The sequence below is a fragment of the Nocardioides deserti genome (assembly GCF_014266025.1).
Classification (GTDB): domain Bacteria; phylum Actinomycetota; class Actinomycetes; order Propionibacteriales; family Nocardioidaceae; genus Nocardioides; species Nocardioides deserti.
The window spans coordinates 371,898-392,858 of record NZ_JACMYC010000001.1; the positions used below are offsets into that span (position 1 = coordinate 371,898).

Here is a 20,961-nt window from a genome sequence, read left to right on the forward strand (position 1 = left end):
GTGGCCGTCTTGTCGCTGTCCGGGTACGGCTCCCTCGTCCGGCGGGCCGCCTCGGCCCACCCCGAGGCTAGCAAGCGTTCAGGGACGGCGGACGCGGGTCCGTGCGAGGGTGAGCGCGAGCCAGCCGAGCAACCCGCCGATGACGGCGCCGACGGTGTTGGAGAGCCAGTCGTCGGTCGAGCACGAGCGGCCGAGCGCCGGAACCAGCGCCTGCAGCGTCTCGATCGCGGCGGACAGCAGGCCGGCCGCGAGGACGGCCAGCGCGGGGCGGCGCGACGCCACGGCCGCGAGCAGGGCCGGGGCGACGAGGAGGACGACGTTCGCGGCGAGCTCCACCCGGCCGGGGGTCGGCAGCGTCCAGGCGACCTCGCAGCGGGAGAACAGCTCCCGGTCGACCGGCACCAGCGCCAGCGCCGCCACCGGCACCAGCGAGAGGGCCGTCGCGGCCCATGCCAGCCGCGGGCGGACGCTCAACCAGGCACCGACGAACGGGCCGAGGACGACGAGCACCAGCAGCGCCGTGGGGGAGAGCCAGGGGTGCTCGACGAGCACGGTCGTGATCACTGCGGGGCGCCTTGCACGGCGACGACGGTACGGCGCGCGGTCGGCGTCGCGGTCGGGCAGGTGGGTACTGGCGGTGCATGAGCGACGCACCCCGCCACGTGTCCGTCGAGTGGCTCCACGAGCACCTCTCCGACCCGACCCTGCGCGTCCTCGACGCGACGGTGCACCTGACCTTCGACGAGGACGGGGCGCACGTCGAGCCCGGGCGGGAGACCTACGAGCGCGGGCACGTGCCGGGCGCGGCCTTCGTCGACCAGGTCGCGAGTCTGAGTGACCCCGAGGGCGAGGCGCCGTTCGCCGCCGTGGCCAGCGACCGGTTCGCCGCCGTCATCGGTGAGGCCGGTGTCGGGGACGACAACCGCGTCGTCGTCTACGACTCGGTGAACGGCATCTGGGCCACGCGGTTGTGGTGGCAGTTCGGGCTCGAGGGGAGCGACAACGTGTCGGTCCTCGACGGCGGGCTGGCGGCCTGGCAGGCCGCGGGCTACGAGACGACGACCGGCAACGAGACCTACCCGCCGACGACCTTCACCGCGCGGCGCCGGCCGGAGCGGATCAGCCACACCGCCGACGTCGAGCGCGCCGTCGACGACCCCGGCGTGCTGCTCGTCAACGCGCTCGACCGCGACGCCTTCGCCGCCGGACACATCCCCGGCAGCGTCAACGTGCCGTTCGGCGAGCTGGTCGGCCCGGACGGGCGGATGCGTCCGCTCGACGAGCTGCGCGGCCTGTTCGAGTCCGTCGGTGCGCTCGACCCCGGCAAGCAGCCGGTGACGTACTGCGGCGGCGGCATCGCCGCCACCGCCGCCGCGCTCGCGCTGATGGAGCTCGGCCGCGAGGACGTGGCCGTGTACGACGGCTCCATGAACGCCTGGACCGCCGACCCGTCCCGGCCGGTCGGGACCGCCTGACGCCGGGGGTCGGCCTCAGCCGAGGAGGTGCTGGCTCAGGTCGCCGGTGAGGTCGAGCCGCATCGAGCGGGTGGCGAACCACCAGGTGCCGTCGACCCGGGTGAACGTGTCGACGTAGCGTCCGGCCGCGACCGCCTGGAGCGGGAGGTCGGGGGTCGCCTGGAGGACGGTGAACCGGGAGCGGCAGGTCGCGGTCCCCGCGGCCTCGTCGACGTCGATGATCGGGTTGCTGACGACGTGGTGGCTGAGCGGGCGTCCGGTCGGTTCGTGGAGCCGCAGCGTGGCGGCGTACATCTGCTTCACCGCGGCCGGACCCTCGTGGCCGACGACGCTGCCGTGCTCGAACAGCGCCGCGACGCCGTCGAGGTCGCCGGCGTCGACGTGCTCGGCGTAGCGGTAGAGGAGGTTCTCGATCGCGCGTGCGCTGTCCACGCCTCGCAACCTAGCCGCGGGAGCGGGTCCGTGCCGGAGGTATGCCGGTGGCCGTGTGCGGAACCGGGAGCGCATGACCGGATGGATCGTCCTCGTCGTCGTGCTCGTCGCGATCGCTGTCGGCTACTTCCTCGCCAGCACCCGCTCGGCCAAGCAGGAGCAGCGCCGGATGGACGACGGCATCGCCGGGGAGCACCTCGACACCAACCTCGACCCGGGTCCGCACCCGCAGTCGCGGCACACAGGACCCCGGACCCCACGCACCGGCCCGCAGCCGCCCGCCAACGACTGAACCGGCCGACCCGGGCCCGCGACCTGCACCGGACCTCCACACTTCCTCGACCCGGCCCGACCGTCGGGACGCCTAGCGTCGGAGGCATGAGCCTGCGCCTCCCCCCGACCACCGCGTCCCGCCTCGGGCTGACGGTCGCCGTCGGCACCGCTGTCCTCCTCGTCCTCGCCTCCGGCGCGGTCGGCATCGTCGGCGCCGGCGGCCGTCCCGACCGGGCGTACGTCGCCGTCCCCGCCGTCCTGCTCCTCGGCTCGCTCGCCGCGCGGCTCCGGCCCCGCGGCATGGTGCTCGCGCTCGGCGCCACCGCCCTCACCCAGGTCGTCGTGTCCGCCTCGCTGCTGCTTGCCGGCGTGCACGGCGACGCGTCGGTGGTCGACGTCGTCGGCATCACCGCGATGTTCGCCGGGCTGTTCGGGACCTCGGCGGGGCTCCACGCGGTCGCGGCGGGCTAGCGCCGCAGCCGGTCGTCGAAGAACGCCAGCACGGCGTCGACGGCGTCCTGGTGCCGGTGCAGGGTGAGGGTGGAGTGCTTGAACCCGGGCAGGTCGACGCGGAGAAACGCGTCGCCGAGCTCGCGGGTGAGCGTCTCGAAGCGCGTCCCGATCATCCGGTCGCCCTCGTAGCGCAGCCCGAGCACCGAGCAGCCGGCGGCCGCCCGCTCGCGGACCACGTCGAGGTCGGCGGGGGAGAGCTGCAGGTCGGCCGCGCGCCGACGCCCGAGCGGGAGCGGCGTCGACGGCTGGGCCAGCACCGGCGCGGCGACCGAGTCGTCGACCATCATCGCCAGCGCGAAGCCGCCGGTGAAGCACATGCCGAGCGCCCCGACGCCCGGCCCGCCGACGTCCTCGTGCAGCTCCCGGGCCAGCGAGCGCAGCCAGCCCGCGACCGGGGTGGTCCCGCCGGCGGCCAGCATCGACATCTCCCGGCTGACGCAGATCTGCGCGAGAGCGCGACCCACCGACCGGGCACCGACCGGCGCCTCGGGCGTGCCGAACAGGTGCGGCATGACGACGGTGTAGCCCGCGGCGACCAGGTCCTCGGCGTACCCGATCACGTCCGGGGAGATGCCCGGGATCTCGTGGACGAGGACCACGCCGGGTCCGTCCCCCTTCCGGTACGTCGGGTGGCTGGTGCCGGCGGCGTCGGTGTGCACGCCGCCGGTCCAGGTGTCGAGGAGCGCCATGACGCGGAGTATGGGTACCGGCGCCCTCGTGACGGAACGGCGTGTCCAGCTGGTGGTGCCCCGCGGCGGACGGTGCGGGGCCTGATGCCGCTGCACGCGCTCGAGCTGGTGCCCGACGAGGCCGGCCTGGAGGCGGTCCGCCACGACTGGCATCGGCTCCGTGACGCCGGGCTGCCGTCGCAGCTCGACCACCCCGGGGCGACCAACGCGCCGCACCTGACCGTCGTCTCCGCGCCCGACCTGCCCGACGCCGCGATCGACGTGGCCGCCGCGCGGCTCGGGTCGCTGCTGCCGTTCCGTGCGCGGTCGGCCGGCCTGTTGCTGCTCGGCGGAGAGCGCCTGACCGTGGCCCGCGCGGTCGACATCGACGACGACGTCGTACGTCGTGTGCTCGCGGTGCGCGTGCAGGTGCCGGACCGCGCCCACCTGGGCTGGCTGCCGCACGTGACGCTGGCCCGCCGCCTCGACCGGGCCGACGCCCAGCGGGCCGTCGACGTGCTCGGTCACGAGGACGTCGTGCTCACCTTCACCCGGCTGCGCCGCTGGGACCCCGACGCCGGCCGCGTCACCACGGTCGCGGGGTGGTGAGGCCGGCGGCCGCGAGCTTCATCGGCTGGCCGCTGGAACTTCCGCCAGAAATCGCCGAAGGGCGGCCCCCGGTGCGTGACCGGGGAGCCGCCCTTGGACGAAGCGTGTGGGAGCCGGAGGCTCAGACAGCGCGGACGTTCTCCGCCTGCGGGCCCTTGGGGCCGGCGACGACGTCGAACTCGACGCGCTGGTCGTCCTTGAGGGACTTGTAGCCGTTGCCCTGGATGTTGCTGTGGTGGACGAACACGTCAGCGCCGCCACCCTCCTGCGCGATGAAGCCGAAGCCCTTGTCGTCGCTGAACCACTTCACGGTGCCGTTGGTCATGATGCATTTCCTTCGTGTCGGTAGCGGCGGGCGACCTGTTGCCCGCTGCGGGGCTGAAGACAAAGCGAGGCGCCTGATACCGACGTGCGAGACGAAGAAAACCAAGGACAAGCGATGAGCTCGGCGGCCAGATCGGCCACCAGGTGGGGAGAACCCCCTTCAACAACCTCGACACTAGCAGGGGACCGGTCCGGGCCCCGCATCCTCACGCTGCATCCTCGCGCTGGGTCCTCACGTCCAGTAGAGCAGCGGCGCGCCGGGGAGGCGGGCGGCCAGCGCGTCCGTGAACCAGCCGCGCATCTCGGTCATCGTCTCGCGTGGGTAGACGTACTTGGTGCCGCCGAACTTGTTGCGCTTGGCGGTGCGGACCGACTCGTCCATCTCCAGCTTGGTCCGCGGGTACCACCCGAGCAGCACCTCGCGGGAGCCCGGCGTGAAGCGGTGGGTGATCACCTCGGTGGTCAGGTCGAGGTCGGGGACGTCGGCCAGCGCCGTGCCCACGGCGTCCAGCAGCGCGGCGTACTGCTCCTGCCAGCCTTCGACCGGCATGACCGGCGCGATCGTCAGCCCCACGCGGTAGCCGGCCAGCGCGACCCGGCGCAGCGCCTCGATGCGGGCCGGCACCGGCGACGTGCCGCCCTCGAACCGCCCGGCGACCTCCTCGGCGTTGAGCGAGACGCGCATCCGCGTGCGGCGGCCGTGGGGGAGCACCAGCAGGTCGTCGACGGCGTCGAACTTGGTCGTGAACCGCAGCGACACGTCGTCGCCGTACGCCCCCGTGCCGACGCGGCGCACGGCCTCGGCGAGCGAGCCGGTGAGGTGCTCGATGCCGAGCGGGTCGGTGTAGCAGGACAGCTCGTACGTCGTGCCCTCGTGGCCGCGCTCGGCGGTGCCGCTGGTGACCGCGCCGCGGCCGGCGTGCGTGCCGATGCCGGCCAGGACGTCGTCGAGGTTGGCGTAGGCGCGGGTGATCGGCGGGCCGGTGAGCGAGCCGGCGAGGTAGCAGTACTGGCAGTGCGCCGGACAGCCCTTCGCCAGGTCGATGCGCCAGTCGGCGCTGGGCGGGATCGGCTGCGGCTTGATCGCGCTCGGCGGCGCGACGACGAGCGCGAGCGTCTTCTTAGCGCGGGCGTAGACCTCGCGCTCGGAGCCCTCGGTCAGACCGGTGAGGCGGTTGCCGGAGAGCAGGCGCACGTCGTCGACACCGGCCGCCTCGACGCGGCGCAGCACCTCGGCGGTGTGCGGCTGCTCGGCCGCGGCGGCGGTGACCAGGACGTGCTCGGGGACCCAGGGACGTGACATCGGACGGGGCATCACCTGGTTGAACACCGGGTGCTGTCGGGGCGTTCCCCTATCGTCGCCGCGTGACCGAGACCCCGCCCACGTCGGACCTCCAGCTCGACCACGAGGAGCAGCGGGTGCTCGGCGCGCTGCTCGAGAAGCAGGTGACCGTGCCGGGGTCCTACCCGATGACGCTGAGCGGTCTGCGCACCGCGTGCAACCAGACGAGCAGCCGCGAGCCGGTCACGGAGTACGACGAGCGGCTGGTCGAGCAGGTCGGCCGGCGGCTCAAGGAGCGCGGGCTGCTACGGATCGTCTGGTCCGACACCGGCCGGCGGACGCTGAAGTACCACCAGGTGCTCGACGAGGTGCTCGGTCTCTCCGACGACGAGCGCGCGCTGCTGACCGTGCTGCTGCTCCGCGGACCGCAGGCGCCCGGCGAGCTGCGCTCGCGGACCGACCGGCTGCACGCGTTCGCCGACCGGCAGGCGGCCGAGGCGTGCCTGCGGCGGATGGCCGAGCGCAGCCTCGTCGAGGAGCTGCCGCGCCGGCGCGGGGACCGGGACGCCCGTTGGCGGCACCTGCTCGGCGCGCCCGACGACGTGGTCGCGGCCGTCGAGCCGGACGGCCCCGTGGTGCTGCCCGAGGACCGGGACGACCGGGTGCGCGCGTCCTACGGGGCTATCGCCGCGGACTACGACGACGCGATGGCCGACGAGCTGCCCGGGCAGCCGTTCGAGCGGTGGCTGCTCGACCGGGTGGCCGAGCACGCGGTCGCGTCCGGCCGCCCCGTGGTCGACGCCGGCTGCGGACCGGGCCGGGTGACGGCGTACCTCGCCGCGGCGGGGGTCGACGCCACCGGCATCGACCTCACCCCTGCGATGGTCGAGCAGGCGCAGGCGCGCTTCCCGGACGCGACGTACGCCGTCGGTGACCTGCGCCGCCTCGTGCGGCCGCCGGCCGCGGACGGCTGGGCGGCGGTGCTGGGGTGGTACTCGCTGATCCACCTCGCACCCGGCGAGCTGGCGGAGGCAGTGTCCGCGCTGGCCCGGCCGCTCGCCGCCGGCGGGCTGCTGGTGCTCGCGCTGCACACCGGCGGCCCGCAGCGGGTGCGCCACCTCGAGGAGTGGCTCGGCCACGAGGTGTCGCTCGACGTCGTGATGCACGACGTCGCCGAGGTCCGCACCGCCGTGGAGGCGGCCGGGCTCGGCGACGTCGAGTGGTACCGCCGCGGCCCGGTCGCCTCGCGGTGCGAGACGACCGAGCGGCTCTACGTGCTGGCGACCAGGGGCTAGCCCGGGTCACCAGCAGGGCTCAGACCGAGACCGGCTCGCGCTCGGTGCGCTGCTCGGCGACCGGCTCGTCGCCGAGGGCGTCACCGCGGGGAGCGGCGTACGCCGCCAGGTCGAGCAGCCCCTCGCGCTTGGCCACGATCGTCGGCACGAGCGCCTGGCCGGCGACGTTGGTCGCGGTCCGGATCATGTCGAGGATCGGGTCGATCGCGAGCAGCAGCGCCACGCCCTCGACGGGCAGGCCGAGCGTCGACAGGGTCAGCGTGAGCATGACGACCGCACCGGTGAGGCCGGCGGTCGCAGCGGAGCCGATGACCGAGACGAACGCGATGAGCAGGTAGTCCTGGATGCCCAGCTCGATGCCGAAGACCTGCGCGACGGTGATCGCGGCGAGCGCGGGGTAGATCGCCGCGCAGCCGTCCATCTTGGTGGTCGCACCGAACGGCACGGCGAACGAGGCGTACTCCTCCGGGACTCCCAGGTTCCGCGTTGTCACGCGCTGGGTGAGCGGCATGGTGCCCACCGACGAGCGCGAGACGAACGCGAGCTGGATGGCCGGCCAGGCGCCGGTGAAGAACTTGACCGGGGAGAGGCCGTGGAGCCGCAGGATGACCGGGTAGACGACGAGCATCACGATCAGGCAACCGACGTAGACGTCGATCGTGAACGTCGCGAGCGGGCCGACGAGGTCCCAGCCGTAGGTCGCGACCGCGGTGCCGATCAGGCCGAGCGTGCCCAGCGGGGCGAGCTTGATGATCCACCACAGCACCTGCTGGATGACCGCGAGCGCGGAGCGCATGAAGCGCAGGAACGGCTCGGCGGCGTCGCCGGCCTTGAGCGCGGCCGCGCCGATGGCGAGCGCGACCACCACGAGCTGGAGCACGTTGAACGACACGCCGCCCTCGTCGGCGGAGAGGCCGAGGAAGTTCGCGGGGACCAGGCCCGTGAGGAAGTCCAGCCACGAGCCGGTGCCGCCGTCGTACGACGCACCCGCCGGCGCGACGTCGGCAGACTCGCCCGGGTTGGTCAGGATGCCGAGGCCCAGGCCGACGCCGACGGCGATCAGCGAGGTGACCATGAACCACAGCAGGGTCTGGCCGGCCAAGCGGGCGGCGTTCGTGACCTGGCGCAGGTTGGCGATGCTCACGATGATCGCGGTGAGCACCAGCGGCGGGACGGCCGCCTTGAGCAGGCCGACGAAGACGTCGCCGACGGTGGCCAGCGTCGTGGTCAGCCACTCGGACCCGGTGGTGCGGGCGACCAGGCCCAGCAGCACGCCGAGGACGAGGCCGGCGACGATCTGCGCCCAGAACGGGACCTTGCGTGCAGCGCGCAGGACCGAGGAGTTCGACATTCGCAGGAGCCTTTCGAGGAGGGACTCCTGCCCAACACGTCCTCCCCTGAGGCCATGCCCCGGGCCCGGGTGAGTCGAGTCACCCCGCCGGCTGGGCGCTGCGGGGCGGCGGCTCAGGCCAGGTCGAGCACCACGTCGCCGAGCACGGGTGAGCCGTCGCGCTCGCCGCCCGTGATCTCGGCCGAGGCCAGGATCCGGCCGTCCTCGCGCCACCCGCGGGTGCGGATGGTCTCGCCGGGGAAGACGACGCCGGCGAACTTCGCTGCGAAGCCGCCCACCTTCGTCGCGTCGCCGTCGAGCAGCTCGTCGGTCAGTGTCCGCAGCACGATCCCGTAGGAGCACAGGCCGTGCAGGATCGGCGCCGGGAAGCCGGCCGCCTTGGCGAAGTCCGGGTCGGCGTGCAGCGGGTTGCGGTCGCCGCACAGGCGGTAGAGCAGCGCCTGCTGCGGGGTGACGTCGTACGCCGCGTCGGCGTCGGGCGCGCGGTCGGGGAGGCTCACCGTCGTCGACGAGCCGCGGTCGCCGCCGAAGCCGCCCTCGCCGCGGACGAAGATCGACGAGCGGACCCGCCACAGCTCCTCGCCGGCGGGGGACGTGGCGACGCCCTCCTGCCAGATGACCGCGGCCTTGCCCTTGTCCCAGATGTCGGTGAGCGCGGTGCGGATCGTGGCCGTGCCGCTGGTCGGCAGGGGGCCGCCGGTGACGGTGATCGCCTGCGAGCCGTGGACGACCTGGGCCAGGTTGATGTCGCAGCCGGGCAGGTCCAGCGGCGGCGGGTCGGTCTCGGAGAAGGTCGGCGCGACGACGCCGAAGGACGGCAGCACCTGCAGGCCCGGCCCGTCGAGGGTGTAGCGCAGCGCCGTGGGGGAGAGGTTGTCGCCCGGCCGCGCGCCGGCTCCGATGCCCAGGTGGTAGAGCAGGACGTCGCTCTCGGACCAGCTGAACTCGCGGGAGCCGAGGTCGGCCCCGATCGCCACGGAGGGGTCGATGGGCATCAGGCGGTCTCCTTCTGGGCGGTCTGCTGGGTGGCGGGCTGGGCTGCGGGCTTGGCTGCGGCGAGGTCCTCCGCGGCCAGGTAGCCGAAGACCAGCGCCGGGCCGATCGTGCCGCCGGGGCCGGGGTAGGTGTTGCCCATCACCGCGGACGACACGTTGCCGGCGGCGTACAGCCCCTCGAGCACGGTGCCGTCCTCGAGCAGCACGCGGGCGCGCTCATCGGTGACCAGGCCTCCCTTGGTGCCGAGGTCGCCGGGGACGATCTTGACGGCGTAGAACGGGCCCTCGTCGATGCTGTGCAGCGAGGGGTTCGGCTTGACGGTGGGGTCGGAGTAGTACTTGTCGTACGCCGACTCGCCGCGGTGGAAGTCCGCGTCGACGCCGGTGCGGGCGAAGCCGTTGAACCGCTCGACGGTCCGCTCCAGCGTCTCGGTCGGCACGCCGATCTCGGCGGCCAGGCCGGCGAGGCTGTCGGCCTTCTTGACGATGCCCTCCTTGAACCAGCGACCCGGGAAGGGTTGGCGCGGCATCAGGCCGGCGAAGACGTAGCGGTTGCGGTAGCGCTGGTCGATGACCATCCACGACGGCACGTGCGGCACGCCGGTCCGCTCGCCCTTGTACATCTCGTGGACGGCCTCGACGTAGGGGAGCGCCTCGTTCATGTACCGCTCGCCGGCCTGGTTGACGATGATCGAGCCCGGCAGGTTGCGCTCGGCCAGGCAGAACCACGGCCGCCCCGGCAGCGGGATCGTCGGGCCCCACCAGCCGTCGTCGAGCAGGTCGGTGCGGGCGCCGGCGGCCATGCCGGCGACGAGCCCGGCGCCGGTGTTGTTCTGCGAGCCGGTCGTCCACTCGGTGGAGGTGGGCTGCGGCAGGAACTTCTCGCGCAGCTCGGCGCTGCGCTCGAAGCCGCCGCTGCCGAGCACCACGCCACGGCGGGCGCGGACGACCTGCTCGACGCCGTCACGCAGCACGCGTACGCCGACCACCCGGCCGCCCTCGACGACGAGGTCGCGCAGGTCGGTCTCGTAGTGGACCGGCACGCGCGCATCCATCAGGCCCTTGCGCAGCCCGATCGCGATCGCGTTGCCCATGGCGTACATCCGGCGGCGCAACAACCCCGCGACGATCCGCTTGATCGTCACCTTGACCATCGTCAGCGGGCCCTTGATCGTGCGCATGCCGAGGCTGATCTTCCGGAAGTCGGCCTGCGTGACGATCATGTTCGCCGGCGCCTTGGTGTACGGCGGGTGCAGCCGCTCGAGCTCCGCGCCGAGGAAGCTGGCGTCCAGCGGGACCGGCTCGACGGTGCGCCCACGGGCGCGGCCACCCGGCTGCTCGGGGTGGTAGTCGGCGTAGTCCGGCACCCAGGTGAACCGGACCGGCGTGCGCGCCTTGAGGAAGTCCATGACCTCCGCGCCGCGGTCGACGTAGGTGTCGCGGCGGACCTTCGGCACGACGTCGCCGACGATCGAGTCGAGGTAGAGCTTGGAGTTCTCCAGCGCGTCGTCCTGGCCGACCGCCTTGAGCGCGTAGTTGCCCGGGATCCAGACGCCGCCGCCGCTGCGCGCGGTCGAGCCGCCGAACCAGCGGCTCTTCTCCAGCAGGATGGTGTCGAGACCGCGGTCCGCGGCGGCGAGGGCGGCGGACATGCCGGCCGCGCCGGCGCCGACGACGACCACGTCGACCTCGCTGGGCAGGTCGGTCGGCGAGCCGCTGGAGGTGGCGTGAGAAGACCCCGTCATGGCGCAAAACTGTAACAGGTTCTAGCATGGCGGCATGCCGTCCGATCCCACTCGCCGGGAGGCCGGGCCGATGCGCCCGACAGGCTCCCGGACACCGCTCCCGCTGAGCGGTCCGGGGTCGTCCGCAGGGGTACGCCGCGTGCCACGCTCGGCCCCTACCGACTGAGAGGTCCACCCAGATCATGACCAAGCTGACCGCGGCCATCGTCGGGCCGGGCAACATCGGCACCGACCTGATGTACAAGCTGCTGCGATCGGACGTCGTCGAGCCGCGCTGGATGATCGGCGTCGACCCGGCCTCCGAGGGGCTCAAGCTCGCCGCGCAGCAGGGGCTCGAGGCTTCGCACGAGGGCGTCGACTGGCTGCTGAAGCAGGACGTGCTGCCCGACCTGATCTTCGAGGCGACCTCGGCCTACGTCCACAAGGAGTACGCCCCTCGCTACGAGGAGGCCGGCATCCGCGCCGTCGACCTGACCCCCGCCTCGGTCGGTCCGGCCGTGATCCCGCCGGTCAACGGCGAGGAGCACGTCGACGCGATGAACGTCAACATGATCACCTGCGGCGGCCAGGCCACCATCCCGATGGTGGCAGCGGTCTCGCGGGTCGCCCCGGTGCCGTACGCCGAGATCGTCGCCTCGGTCTCCAGCGTCTCCGCCGGCCCCGGCACCCGCGCGAACATCGACGAGTTCACCCGGACGACGGCCGCCGGCGTCGAGCGGATCGGCGGCGCCGAGCGCGGCAAGGCGATCATCATCCTCAACCCGGCCGAGCCGCCGATGATCATGCGCGACACGATCTTCTGCGCCGTCCCGCCCGACGCCGACCGCGACGCGGTCGTGCAGTCGGTCTTCGCCATGGAGAAGGCTGTCCAGGAGTACGTCCCCGGCTACCGCCTGCTGCAGGAGCCGCAGGTCGACGAGCCGTCCGCCGCGACGCAGGGCCAGGTGAAGGTCTCGATCTTCGTCGAGGTCGAGGGCGCCGGCGACTACCTGCCGCCGTACTCCGGCAACCTCGACATCATGACCGCAGCCGCCGCCAGGGTCGGCGACAACATCGCGCGGTCCGTGCTCGCCGGCCGCAAGGAGGCCTGAGATGACCGGGACCGCACAGCTCGACACCGCTCAGCTGAACACCTTGGGCCGCACGTGGAAGGACGCCCACGGCGGCGACCTCGACCTGCGGCTGACCGACACCTGCCTGCGCGACGGGTCGCACCACAAGCGGCACCAGTTCACCGGGCAGGAGGTGCACGACATCGTCGAGGCGCTCGACACCTCCGGCATCCCCGTCATCGAGGTCACCCACGGCGACGGCCTCGGCGGCTCGTCGTTCAACTACGGCTTCTCCCGCACGCCCGAGCAGGAGCTGATCCGCATCGCGGCGGAGACCGCGAAGAACGCCCGGATCGCCTTCCTCATGCTCCCCGGCGTCGGCACCAAGGACGACATCCGCGCCGCACAGGACAACGGCGGCCAGATCTGCCGGATCGCCACCCACTGCACCGAGGCCGACACCTCGATCCAGCACTTCGGGCTGGCCCGCGAGCTGGGCCTGGAGACCGTCGGCTTCCTCATGATGAGCCACACCCAGCCGCCCGAGGTGCTCGCGAAGCAGGCGCGGATCATGGTCGACGCCGGCTGCCAGTGCGTGTACGTCGTCGACTCCGCCGGAGCGCTCGTCATGGAGCAGACCGCCGACCGCGTCTCCGCCGTCGTCGCCGAGATCGGCTCGCAGGCCGACGTCGGCTTCCACGGCCACGAGAACCTCGGGCTCGGCGTCGCCAACACCGTCATCGCCGCCCGTGCCGGCGCCACCCAGATCGACGGCTCCGTCCGCCGCTTCGGCGCCGGCGCCGGCAACACCCCGCTCGAGGCGTTCATCGGGGTATGCGACAAGCTCGGCTGGCGCACCGGCGTCGACTTCCTGCAGATCGTCGACGCCTCCGAGGACGTCATCAAGCCGGCCATGCCCGAGGAGTGCCAGCTCGACCGGATGACGCTGATGATGGGGTACGCCGGCGTCTACTCCTCGTTCCTCAAGCACGCCGGCAACGCCGCCGACCGCTACGGCGTCTCCGGCGCGAAGATCCTGCTCGAGGCCGGCCGCCGCAAGCTCATCGGCGGCCAGGAGGACCAGCTCATCGACATCGCCCTGATGCTCAAGGCCGAGCAGGACAAGGCGGCCGCCAACGCCTGACCCCGGCCGCCCGCCTGCGCTACTCCGCCGGAGCTGCCGCGGGCCGTTGTCGCTTCCTCAAGGTATGTCGCCGAACCGCCACTTCCCTCGGTCAATTGGCCCAGGGGAGTGGCGGTTCGTCTGCGTACCTCGATGAACCAACGCCCGCTGCGCACCAGCCGATCGCAGAAAGCGGTCGACGCGGGGGTGGCCGGACGGGTACAGACGGGCCATGGCATCCCGCGCATCCAACTCCTGCATCGACGCCCACGACCCGTACGCCCAGACGATGTGGTGGGCGCAGGTCCTCGAGGACCACCGGCTGCCGACGGCGGAGGAGGGGGAGAACGAGCCGGGGGAGGAGGAGTGCGGGCTGGTGGGGCCGGACGACCGGTACCTGCTGTTCCTCAAGGTGCCCGAGCCGAAGACGGTCAAGAACCGCATGCACCTGTGCCTGCGGCCGACCGACCGGACCCGCGACGAGGAGGTCGACCGCATCCTCGGCCTGGGCGCGACGATGGTCGACGACCGGCGCGAGGGCGACACGGGGTGGGCGGTGCTCGCCGACCCGGAGGGCAACGAGTTCTGCGTGCTGCGGCGCTACCAGCCGAGCGACGCGACCACCTGACGACCTGCTGACGACCACCTGACGCACCGCCCTCCCCGCTGAGCGGGAGCGCTGCCTGGTCCAAAACAAGAACGTGTTCTAGTATTGCCGACGTCCCACCACGACAGGAGTTGGCGATGACCCAGGCTGTTCTCGACGGCGTTCGTGACCTGCTGCCCACGTTCCGCGAGCGCGCCGACGAGGCCGAGCGTCTGCGAGTCGTGCCGGAGGCGAGCATCAAGGAGCTGGAGGAGGTCGGGTTCTTCCGGCTGCTCCAGCCGAAGCGCTTCGACGGGTTCGAGGCCGACCCCGTCACCTTCTACACCGCGGTGCGCGACATCGCGTCGGCCTGCGGCTCGACCGGCTGGGTCTCCAGCGTCGTCGGCGTGCACCCCTGGCAGGTCGCGCTCTTCGCCGACGAGGCGCAGCAGGCCGTCTGGGGCGAGGACACCAACACCCGGCTCAGCTCGTCGTACGCCCCGACCGGCAAGGCGACCGTCACCGACGGCGGCTACATCCTGTCGGGCAAGTGGAGCTTCTCCTCCGGCTGCGACCACTGCAGCTGGGTCCTGCTCGGCGGCCTGGTGTTCAACGCCGAGGGCCAGGTCGTGGACTTCAAGACGTTCATGGTCCCGCGCGAGAAGTACCAGATCGTCGACGTCTGGCACATGGTCGGCCTGCGCGGCACCGGCTCGAACGACATCGTGGTCGAGGATGTCTTCATCCCCGAGGCGTTCACGCTCTCGATGAGCCAGACCGGCGCGTGCAAGGGCCCGGGCCAGGAGCAGAACACCTCCGACCTCTACAAGCTGCCCTTCCACTCGATCTTCACCGGCACCATCACCACGCCGATCATCGGCATGGCGCGCGGGGCGTACGCCGAGCACGTCGAGATGCAGCAGAAGCGCACGCGCGCGGCGTACCTCGGCGAGAAGGCCTCGCTCGACCCGTTCGCGGCCGTCCGCATCGCCAAGGCGAGCAGCGAGATCGACGCCGCCTGGGCGCTGCTGGTCAACAACATCCGCGAGGAGATGGACCACGTCGCCAAGGGGGAGAAGATCCCGCTCGGTCTGCGCCTGCGGGTCCGCCGCGACCAGGTCCTCGGCAGCCAGCGCGCGATCGACGCGATCGACGCGCTGTTCGAGGCCTCGGGCGGCCGGGCGCTCGCCGAGGGCACCTACCTCCAGCGTGCCTGGCGCGACGCCCACGCCGGCCGGGTGCACGCCGCCAACGACCCCGAGCGCGCGCTGCAGATGTTCGGCGCCCACGAGTTCGGCCACAAGGTCGACCCGGGGATGTACTGACGTGGACGCAGCTGACACGAGATTCGGCCAGGAGAGCGTCCGTCGCTCGGCCAAGGCCGGCGACCTGACGCTCAACTACTACGAGGCCGCGCCCGACACGCAGCCGGCGCAGGTCGGCGGCGGGCTGCCGCTGGTCATGCTGCACGGCGGCGGCCCGGGTGCCTCGGCGTGGTCGAACTTCGGCCCGGCGCTGCCGCACTTCGCGCAGTCGTTCCGCACGCTGCTCGTCGACCAGCCCGGCTTCGGCGGGTCCGACAAGCCGCCGGTGGCGGGCAACTACTACCGGTTCGCGGCCGACCACGTCGTGCGACTTCTCGACGAGCTCGGCATCGAGCGGGTGCACCTGCTCGGCAACAGCCTCGGCGGCGGTACGGCGATGCGGATCGCGCTGACCCACCCCGACCGCGTCGGCCGGCTGGTGCTGATGGGCCCGGGCGGGCTCTCGCTCAACCTGTTCCACGCCGACCCGACCGAGGGCGTCCAGCGGCTGATGGACTTCGGCGCCGACCCGACCCGCGAGAAGCTCCGCGCGTTCATCTCGACCATGGTCGTCGACCAGTCCCTGGTGACCGACGAGCTGGTCGAGCAGCGGTTCGCCGACGCGACCGCCCCGGGCGCGCAGGAGGCGATGCGCTCGATGGGCATGTCGTTCTGGAACCCCGAGACCGCCGAGGACGGCATGCTCTGGCGCGAGGCGCACCGCCTGCGCAAGCACACCCTGCTGACGTGGGGCCGCGAGGACCGGGTCAACCCGCTCGACGGCGCCATGGCCGCGCTCAAGCTCATCCCGAAGGCGCAGCTGCACGTCTTCCCCAACTGCGGGCACTGGGCGCAGATCGAGGCGGCCGAGGAGTTCGCCGAGATCACCACCGCCTTCCTGGCCCGCCACGTCGAACGACCTCGAAAGGCCACTCCGTGACGATCGACATCAAGTCCATGGGTTACGTCCGCGTGGCGTCGACCGACCTCGAGCAGTGGAAGGTCTTCGCCGGCAAGGTGCTCGGCCTCGCCGAGGGCCGCGGGCCCAACCCGGACCACCAGTACTGGCGCATCGACCAGGTCTCCGCCCGGCTCGTCGTGGTCCCCTCCGACCGCGACCTCCTCGAGGCGACCGGCTGGGAGGTCGCCGACCACCAGGCCCTCCAGGAGGCGCGCGAGCACCTGCAGAAGGCCGGCGTCGTCTTCGAGGAGGCCACCAAGGAGGAGCTCGACGAGCGCCGCGTGCAGGAGATGATCCGGTTCTCCGACCCGTGGGAGAACGTCTTCGAGCTGTTCCACGGCATCACCTACGAGGCCCGGCCGATCGTGACGCCGTACGCCGCGAAGTTCGTCACCGGCGACCAGGGGATGGGCCACATCGTCATCCCGGTGCTGGACGACGTCGAGGCGCTGCGCTTTTACACCGATGTCCTCGGCTTCCGCCTGCGCGACTCGATGAGCATGCCCGGCGAGTTCGTCGGCAAGGAACCGGGCTCGAAGGTGTGGCTGCGGTTCCTCGGCGTCAACCCGCGCCACCACTCACTGGCGTTCCTGCCGATGCCGAACCCGGCCAAGTGTGTCCACATCATGCTCGAGGTCGACGAGCTCGACCACGTGGGCCGCGCGCTGGAGCGGGTCCGCAAGCACAAGGCGCCGCTCTCGGCCACCCTGGGCCGGCACATGAACGACGAGATGGTGTCGTTCTACGTCAAGTCGCCCGGCGGCTTCGACGTGGAGTTCGGGACCGACGGCCTGCAGGTCGAGGACAGCAAGTGGGTGGCCCGCGAGTCGACCGCCGTGTCGTACTGGGGCCACGAGTTCGGCGGCGGAGGTCAGTGACTAGCGTGGGGACCATGTCAGCCCACTCGGGGGCCTCCGCGGACATCCCGGAGGGCATGAACCCCAATGCCGCCGAGACCTGGCCCAGCCCCGAGCTGATCGCGTCCTGGTTGGGCAGCGAGGCCTACGAGGTCGAGCCGCTCGGCCCCGGCGAGGGCGCTGCCGTCCCGACCGACGACCCGGCCAAGCAGGCCGAGGCGCGGCACTTCCGTGACGTGCTCGGCCGCTTCGCCTCCGGCGTCACCGTCGTGACCGCGGTGAGCGGCGGCGAGCCGGTGGGCATGACCTGCCAGTCGTTCTCCAGCGTCTCGCTGGACCCGCCGCTGGTGCTGTTCGTCCCTGCGAAGACCTCCCGTGCGTGGCCGCTGATCCAGCGCTCGGGGCGGTTCTGCGTCAACTTCCTCGCCGACGGCCAGGCCGAGCTGTCCAACCAGATGGCCAGCCGCGGCAGCGACAAGTTCGCCGGCGTCGCCTGGCACCCGTCGGCCGCCACCGGCTCGCCGGTGCTCGAGGGCTCGCTGGCCCACGTCGACTGCAGCGTCCACGCCGTGCACGAGGCCGGCGACCACTGGGTGGTCATCGGCCGGGTGCTGCAGCTCGCCACCGCGCCCGAGGGTGCCGCCGAGGACCCGCTGCTGTTCTACCGCGGCAAGTACGGCACCACGCGCTGACCGCTCCTCGGATCAGTGCGTGTCGAGCTGACCGGTGAGCCGGCCGTGCCGCTCGGCGCTGGCGTCGTTCAGCCCGACGATCTCGACGGTCTTGCCCTTCCGGGCGTACTTCGTGGTGATCGCGTCGAGGGCGGCGACCGTCGAGGCGTCCCACACGTGCGAGTCCGAGAGGTCGATGACGACCCGCTCGGGGTCGCGGGCGTACTCGAACTGCGTGTAGAGGTCGTTGCTCGAGGCGAAGAACAGCTCGCCGGTGACCCGGTAGACCGCGGTCGTGGCCCCGTGCTCGTCCTCGACCAGCTCGCGCTCGGTCACGGTGAGGTGTGCGACGCGTCGGGCGAAGAGCGTCATCGCGACGAGCACGCCGACGACGACGCCGATGGCCAGGTTGTGGGTGAGCACGGTGACCACGACGGTCGCGAGCATCACCGTCGTCTCGGACTTCGGCATCCGCTTTAGCGTGCTCGGGCGGACCGAGTGCCAGTCGAACGTGCCGACCGAGACCATGATCATCACCGCGACGAGCGCGGCCATCGGGATCAGCGCGACGACGTCGCCGAAGCCGACGACGAGGACGAGCAGGAAGACGCCCGCGAGGAAGGTCGAGATCCGGGTGCGAGCGCCCGAGACCTTCACGTTGATCATCGTCTGGCCGATCATCGCGCACCCGCCCATGCCGCCGAAGAACCCCGTGATGACGTTCGCGGTGCCCTGACCCCAGGTCTCACGGGTCTTGTCGGAGTGGGTGTCGGTGATGTCGTCGACCAGCTTCGCCGTGAGCAGCGACTCCAGGATACCGACGAGCGCCATCGCGAGGGCGTACGGCGCGATGATCTCGAGCGTGTCCAGGCTGAACGGCACGTCGGGCACGAACCAGCTCGGCAGGCTGTCGGGGAGCTCGCCCTCGTCGCCGACGTCGGGGACACCGACCGACCCCACGAGCACGAAGGCGGTCAGCGCGACGATGGCGACGAGCGGGGCGGGGATGACGCTGTTGATGCGCGGGAAGCCGACGATGACGGCGATGCCGACGGCGATCATCGGGTAGACCGCCCACGGCACGTCGATGAGGTGGTCGATCTGCGCCTCGAAGATCAGGATCGCCAGCGCGTTGACGAAGCCCACCATCACCGAGCGCGGGATGAAGCGCATCAGCTTCGCGACGCCGGCGAGGGCCAGGACGACCTGGATCACGCCGCCGAGCAGGACGGTGGCGATGAGGTAGTCGTACCCGTGGTCGCGCATGACCGGCGCGATGACCAGGGCGATCGCGCCGGTCGCTGCGGAGATCATCGCGGGACGGCCACCGAGGAACGAGATCGCGACGGCCATCGTGAACGACGCGAACAGCCCCACCCGCGGATCCACACCGGCGATGATCGAGAACGAGATCGCCTCGGGAATCAGCGCGAGGGCGACGACGAGGCCCGCGAGGACCTCGGTGCGGAGCATGCGCGGGGATCGCAGTGCGGTGCGCACGCTCGGCTCCGCCGGTTCGGCGGAGGCGGGCACGGACGTGGAGGATGGCGAGGACACGGACCGACAACCTACTCTTCCGCAACGGAAGGGTTTGCATCGAGACGACCCAGAGGAGGGGTGACGTGGCCGGCGACACGCGCAGCGCGCCCGCCCTGCACATCGGCGAGGTCGCGAGCCGGACCGAGCTCTCGCTGCGCAGCCTCCGCCACTGGGAGGAGGTCGGCTTGCTGCACCCCTCCGGCCGCACCGACGGCGGCTTCCGCCTCTACACCGAGGAGGACGTCGAGAAGATCCTCGTCATCCGCCGGATGAAGCCCCTCGGGTTCACCCTCGAGGAGATGAGGTCGGTGATGACCGACATCGAGGTGCTTCGCGACCCCGGCGCCGGACCCGCCGAGCGCGAGCAGGCCCGCGGCCGGCTCGAGGTGGTCAGGGCGGACGGCGCCGGACGCCGTGAACGGCTCGCGCGCCAGCTGGCCATGGCCGACGAGTTCATCGAGCTGCTCACGGCCGAGTCCGCGCCGCCCGCCGAGCGCTGAGCCGGGCGCCGACCTCGGCGCGGGTCGTGTGCCCCAGCACGCGGCTCACCGCGTCCCCAGGCACACGCGTCAGAACGCGTAGCGCACCCGGCACGACGGCAGCGTCTCGCCGATCATGTCGACCAGCTCGTCGACCCAGCGGCGCTTCCAGGCGACCTTGTAGCGGACGTTCTCCTGGCCGCTCTCCGAGCGCTTGCGCTGCTGGAGGTCGGGGCGCCACAGCTGCTCCTCGCCCTTCGGGTGCCAGCCGAGGTTGACCTCGTGCAGCTGCTCGTTGTGGGTGAGGAAGATGACCTCGCAGGCCAGCTGGGCCTTGGCCTTCTCACCGATCCCGTCGGCGACCTGCGTCAGCAGCTCGGCCCACTCCTCCTTCCAGCCCTCGTGCACGACGACCGGGCTGAAGTTGAGGTGCACCTCGTAGCCGGCCTCGACGAAGTCGTCGATGGCGGCGATCCGCTCGGCGATCCGGGAGGTCCGCAGGTCGAGCTTCTTCGACATCTCCTCGGGCATGAGCGAGAACCGGACGCGGGTGCCGCCGCGGGGGTCCCAGTCCAGCAGGTCGCGGTTGACGAACTTCGTGGCGAAGCTGGCCTTGGCGCCGTCGAGCCGGGCGTAGAGGTCGACCAGGTCGCGGACGTTGTCGCTGAACAGCGCGTCGACCGAGCAGTCACCGTTCTCGCCGAGGTCGTAGACCCAGTCGACGGGGTCGCACTGGTTCGGCACGGTCTTGGGGCCCTGGCGGCCGGCGTGGCGCTCCAGGTAACCGAGGATCTTCTCGATGTTGACGAACGCGGTGATGGGGTTGGCGTAGCCCTTGCGGCGCGGTACGTAGCAGTACGAACACGCCATCGCGCAGCCGTTGGACGTCGAGGGCGCGATGAAGTCGGAGCTGCGGCCGTTCGGCCGGGCGCTCAACGACTTCTTGACGCCGAGCACGAGCACCTCGCGCTTGTTGCGGACCCAGTCCTCGACGTTGCCCTCGTTGCCGTAGAGCCCGGGGATCGCCTGGTGCGAGAGCACCGGCACCCGTTCGGCGTCGGGGAAGCGGGCCAGGATCTCGGCGCCGCGGGGGTAGGACTCGATGTCCGGCTCGTGGAAGATCGTTCTGACGTCGAGCATCCGCTCGGCATGGGTGCGTGTCGTCATCACCGGTACAACACGCGGGCGGCCCCGGACAGTCCCGGGGCGGGCGTCAGATCCGGGTGCGGATCGGGTTGGCGACCATCCCGATCGGGAAGTCGTCCTGCGCCTGCGCGGCCTCGGAGGCCTCGGACGCCTCGGCGACCGCGGTCGACTGGCTCGTGGTGACGTCGGTGTCGCTCATGGAACCCAACTTAGTGCGCGTCGTCGCAGGTCAGGGGCGTGGGACGGCCACGGCGGGAGAACAGTCCGGTGGCCTTCCTCAC

General features: G+C 71.9%; 24 protein-coding genes and 1 riboswitch. Of the genes, 13 read left to right on the forward strand and 11 right to left on the reverse strand.

Features of this window, described 5'->3' with window-relative positions; translation table 11 throughout:
- Positions 1-62: riboswitch (guanidine-III (ykkC-III) riboswitch) on the reverse strand.
- A 16-nt stretch (positions 63-78) separates the two neighbouring features.
- The gene (locus tag H7344_RS01800) at positions 79-564 is read right to left on the reverse strand and encodes a VanZ family protein (protein WP_186344291.1); all 486 of its coding nucleotides are present in this window, start codon (positions 562-564) and stop codon (positions 79-81) included.
- 77 nt (positions 565-641) lie between these two features.
- Here H7344_RS01800 and H7344_RS01805 point away from each other — a divergent pair, with 77 nt between their 5' ends.
- Complete coding sequence (locus H7344_RS01805; RefSeq protein WP_186344292.1) at positions 642-1,475, forward strand: sulfurtransferase; 834 nt, start codon at positions 642-644, stop codon at positions 1,473-1,475.
- A 15-nt stretch (positions 1,476-1,490) separates the two neighbouring features.
- On the opposite strand, the gene H7344_RS01810 is transcribed toward H7344_RS01805, so the two are convergent.
- The gene (locus H7344_RS01810; protein WP_222130081.1) at positions 1,491-1,907 is read right to left on the reverse strand and encodes a nuclear transport factor 2 family protein; all 417 of its coding nucleotides are present in this window, start codon (positions 1,905-1,907) and stop codon (positions 1,491-1,493) included.
- Between the two features lie 73 nt (positions 1,908-1,980).
- On the opposite strand from H7344_RS01810, the gene H7344_RS01815 reads away from it, so the two are divergent.
- Together H7344_RS01815 and H7344_RS01820 are read left to right on the forward strand one after the other, a co-directional pair.
- On the forward strand, positions 1,981-2,199 hold the full coding sequence (locus tag H7344_RS01815; RefSeq protein ID WP_186344294.1) for a hypothetical protein: 219 nt from the start codon (positions 1,981-1,983) through the stop codon (positions 2,197-2,199).
- 86 nt (positions 2,200-2,285) lie between these two features.
- Positions 2,286-2,651, forward strand: a complete 366-nt coding sequence (locus H7344_RS01820) for a hypothetical protein (protein WP_186344295.1) — start codon at positions 2,286-2,288, stop codon at positions 2,649-2,651.
- Here the strand turns inward: H7344_RS01820 and H7344_RS01825 are convergent.
- Positions 2,648-3,382, reverse strand: coding sequence for a dienelactone hydrolase family protein (locus tag H7344_RS01825; RefSeq protein WP_186344296.1), 735 nt, complete (start codon positions 3,380-3,382; stop codon positions 2,648-2,650). The two genes, H7344_RS01820 and H7344_RS01825, sit on opposite strands and share 4 nt — an antisense overlap.
- A gap of 84 nt (positions 3,383-3,466) precedes the next feature.
- Between H7344_RS01825 and H7344_RS01830 the strand changes: the two genes are divergently transcribed.
- Positions 3,467-3,970: a 2'-5' RNA ligase family protein gene (locus H7344_RS01830; protein ID WP_186344297.1), complete on the forward strand. Its 504-nt coding sequence runs from the start codon at positions 3,467-3,469 to the stop codon at positions 3,968-3,970.
- Between the two features lie 121 nt (positions 3,971-4,091).
- On the opposite strand, the gene H7344_RS01835 is transcribed toward H7344_RS01830, so the two are convergent.
- A complete protein-coding gene (locus H7344_RS01835; RefSeq protein WP_154611769.1) occupies positions 4,092-4,295 on the reverse strand; it encodes a cold-shock protein in 204 nt (67 codons plus the stop codon).
- 231 nt (positions 4,296-4,526) lie between these two features.
- Entirely contained in the window at positions 4,527-5,597 is a 1,071-nt protein-coding gene (locus H7344_RS01840) for a spore photoproduct lyase family protein (RefSeq protein ID WP_222130083.1), read from the reverse strand.
- A 62-nt stretch (positions 5,598-5,659) separates the two neighbouring features.
- On the opposite strand from H7344_RS01840, the gene H7344_RS21015 reads away from it, so the two are divergent.
- On the forward strand, positions 5,660-6,871 hold the full coding sequence (locus H7344_RS21015) for a DUF480 domain-containing protein (protein ID WP_229706796.1): 1,212 nt from the start codon (positions 5,660-5,662) through the stop codon (positions 6,869-6,871).
- Between the two features lie 19 nt (positions 6,872-6,890).
- Here the strand turns inward: H7344_RS21015 and H7344_RS01850 are convergent, their stop codons facing one another.
- The 3 genes from H7344_RS01850 to kstD form a co-directional block, all read right to left on the reverse strand.
- Positions 6,891-8,222 (reverse strand): dicarboxylate/amino acid:cation symporter, encoded by a 1,332-nt coding sequence (locus H7344_RS01850; protein ID WP_186344299.1) that lies wholly within the window; start codon positions 8,220-8,222, stop codon positions 6,891-6,893.
- A 113-nt stretch (positions 8,223-8,335) separates the two neighbouring features.
- On the reverse strand, positions 8,336-9,217 hold the full coding sequence (locus H7344_RS01855) for a MaoC family dehydratase (RefSeq protein ID WP_186344300.1): 882 nt from the start codon (positions 9,215-9,217) through the stop codon (positions 8,336-8,338).
- Positions 9,217-10,962 carry a 3-oxosteroid 1-dehydrogenase gene (gene kstD / locus H7344_RS01860; protein WP_186344301.1) on the reverse strand — a complete coding sequence of 582 codons (1,746 nt, stop codon included), beginning with the start codon at positions 10,960-10,962 and terminating at the stop codon, positions 9,217-9,219. Before kstD ends, H7344_RS01855 begins: the two co-directional genes overlap by 1 nt.
- Before the next feature lie 182 nt (positions 10,963-11,144).
- On the opposite strand from kstD, the gene H7344_RS01865 reads away from it, so the two are divergent.
- From H7344_RS01865 to H7344_RS01895, 7 genes are all read left to right on the forward strand, one after another.
- Complete coding sequence (locus tag H7344_RS01865) at positions 11,145-12,053, forward strand: acetaldehyde dehydrogenase (acetylating) (RefSeq protein ID WP_186344302.1); 909 nt, start codon at positions 11,145-11,147, stop codon at positions 12,051-12,053.
- 1 nt (position 12,054) lies between these two features.
- Positions 12,055-13,158 carry a 4-hydroxy-2-oxovalerate aldolase gene (gene dmpG / locus H7344_RS01870; protein WP_186344303.1) on the forward strand — a complete coding sequence of 368 codons (1,104 nt, stop codon included), beginning with the start codon at positions 12,055-12,057 and terminating at the stop codon, positions 13,156-13,158.
- A 211-nt stretch (positions 13,159-13,369) separates the two neighbouring features.
- Positions 13,370-13,765: a VOC family protein gene (locus H7344_RS01875; RefSeq protein WP_186344304.1), complete on the forward strand. Its 396-nt coding sequence runs from the start codon at positions 13,370-13,372 to the stop codon at positions 13,763-13,765.
- Positions 13,766-13,881: 116 nt separating this feature from the next.
- Positions 13,882-15,048 (forward strand): 3-hydroxy-9,10-secoandrosta-1,3,5(10)-triene-9,17-dione monooxygenase oxygenase subunit, encoded by a 1,167-nt coding sequence (hsaA, locus tag H7344_RS01880; protein WP_186344305.1) that lies wholly within the window; start codon positions 13,882-13,884, stop codon positions 15,046-15,048.
- Between the two features lies 1 nt (position 15,049).
- Positions 15,050-15,967 (forward strand): 4,5:9,10-diseco-3-hydroxy-5,9,17-trioxoandrosta-1(10),2-diene-4-oate hydrolase, encoded by a 918-nt coding sequence (gene hsaD / locus H7344_RS01885; protein WP_229706795.1) that lies wholly within the window; start codon positions 15,050-15,052, stop codon positions 15,965-15,967.
- Positions 15,964-16,866, forward strand: coding sequence for an iron-dependent extradiol dioxygenase HsaC (gene hsaC, locus H7344_RS01890; RefSeq protein WP_229706794.1), 903 nt, complete (start codon positions 15,964-15,966; stop codon positions 16,864-16,866). The genes hsaD and hsaC overlap by 4 nt, the downstream gene beginning before the upstream one ends.
- Positions 16,867-16,880: 14 nt before the next feature.
- Positions 16,881-17,537, forward strand: a complete 657-nt coding sequence (locus tag H7344_RS01895; protein ID WP_229706793.1) for a flavin reductase family protein — start codon at positions 16,881-16,883, stop codon at positions 17,535-17,537.
- 12 nt (positions 17,538-17,549) lie between these two features.
- Here H7344_RS01895 and H7344_RS01900 read toward each other — a convergent pair whose 3' ends face one another.
- Positions 17,550-18,989: a SulP family inorganic anion transporter gene (locus H7344_RS01900; RefSeq protein ID WP_186344306.1), complete on the reverse strand. Its 1,440-nt coding sequence runs from the start codon at positions 18,987-18,989 to the stop codon at positions 17,550-17,552.
- Positions 18,990-19,138: 149 nt separating this feature from the next.
- On the opposite strand from H7344_RS01900, the gene H7344_RS01905 reads away from it, so the two are divergent.
- Entirely contained in the window at positions 19,139-19,555 is a 417-nt protein-coding gene (locus H7344_RS01905; protein WP_222130084.1) for a MerR family transcriptional regulator, read from the forward strand.
- 69 nt (positions 19,556-19,624) lie between these two features.
- Here H7344_RS01905 and H7344_RS01910 read toward each other — a convergent pair whose 3' ends face one another.
- On the reverse strand, positions 19,625-20,701 hold the full coding sequence (locus H7344_RS01910; RefSeq protein ID WP_222130085.1) for a spore photoproduct lyase family protein: 1,077 nt from the start codon (positions 20,699-20,701) through the stop codon (positions 19,625-19,627).
- Between the two features lie 46 nt (positions 20,702-20,747).
- Positions 20,748-20,879, reverse strand: a complete 132-nt coding sequence (locus H7344_RS20380; RefSeq protein ID WP_260989135.1) for a hypothetical protein — start codon at positions 20,877-20,879, stop codon at positions 20,748-20,750.
- Positions 20,880-20,961 lie beyond the last annotated feature (82 nt).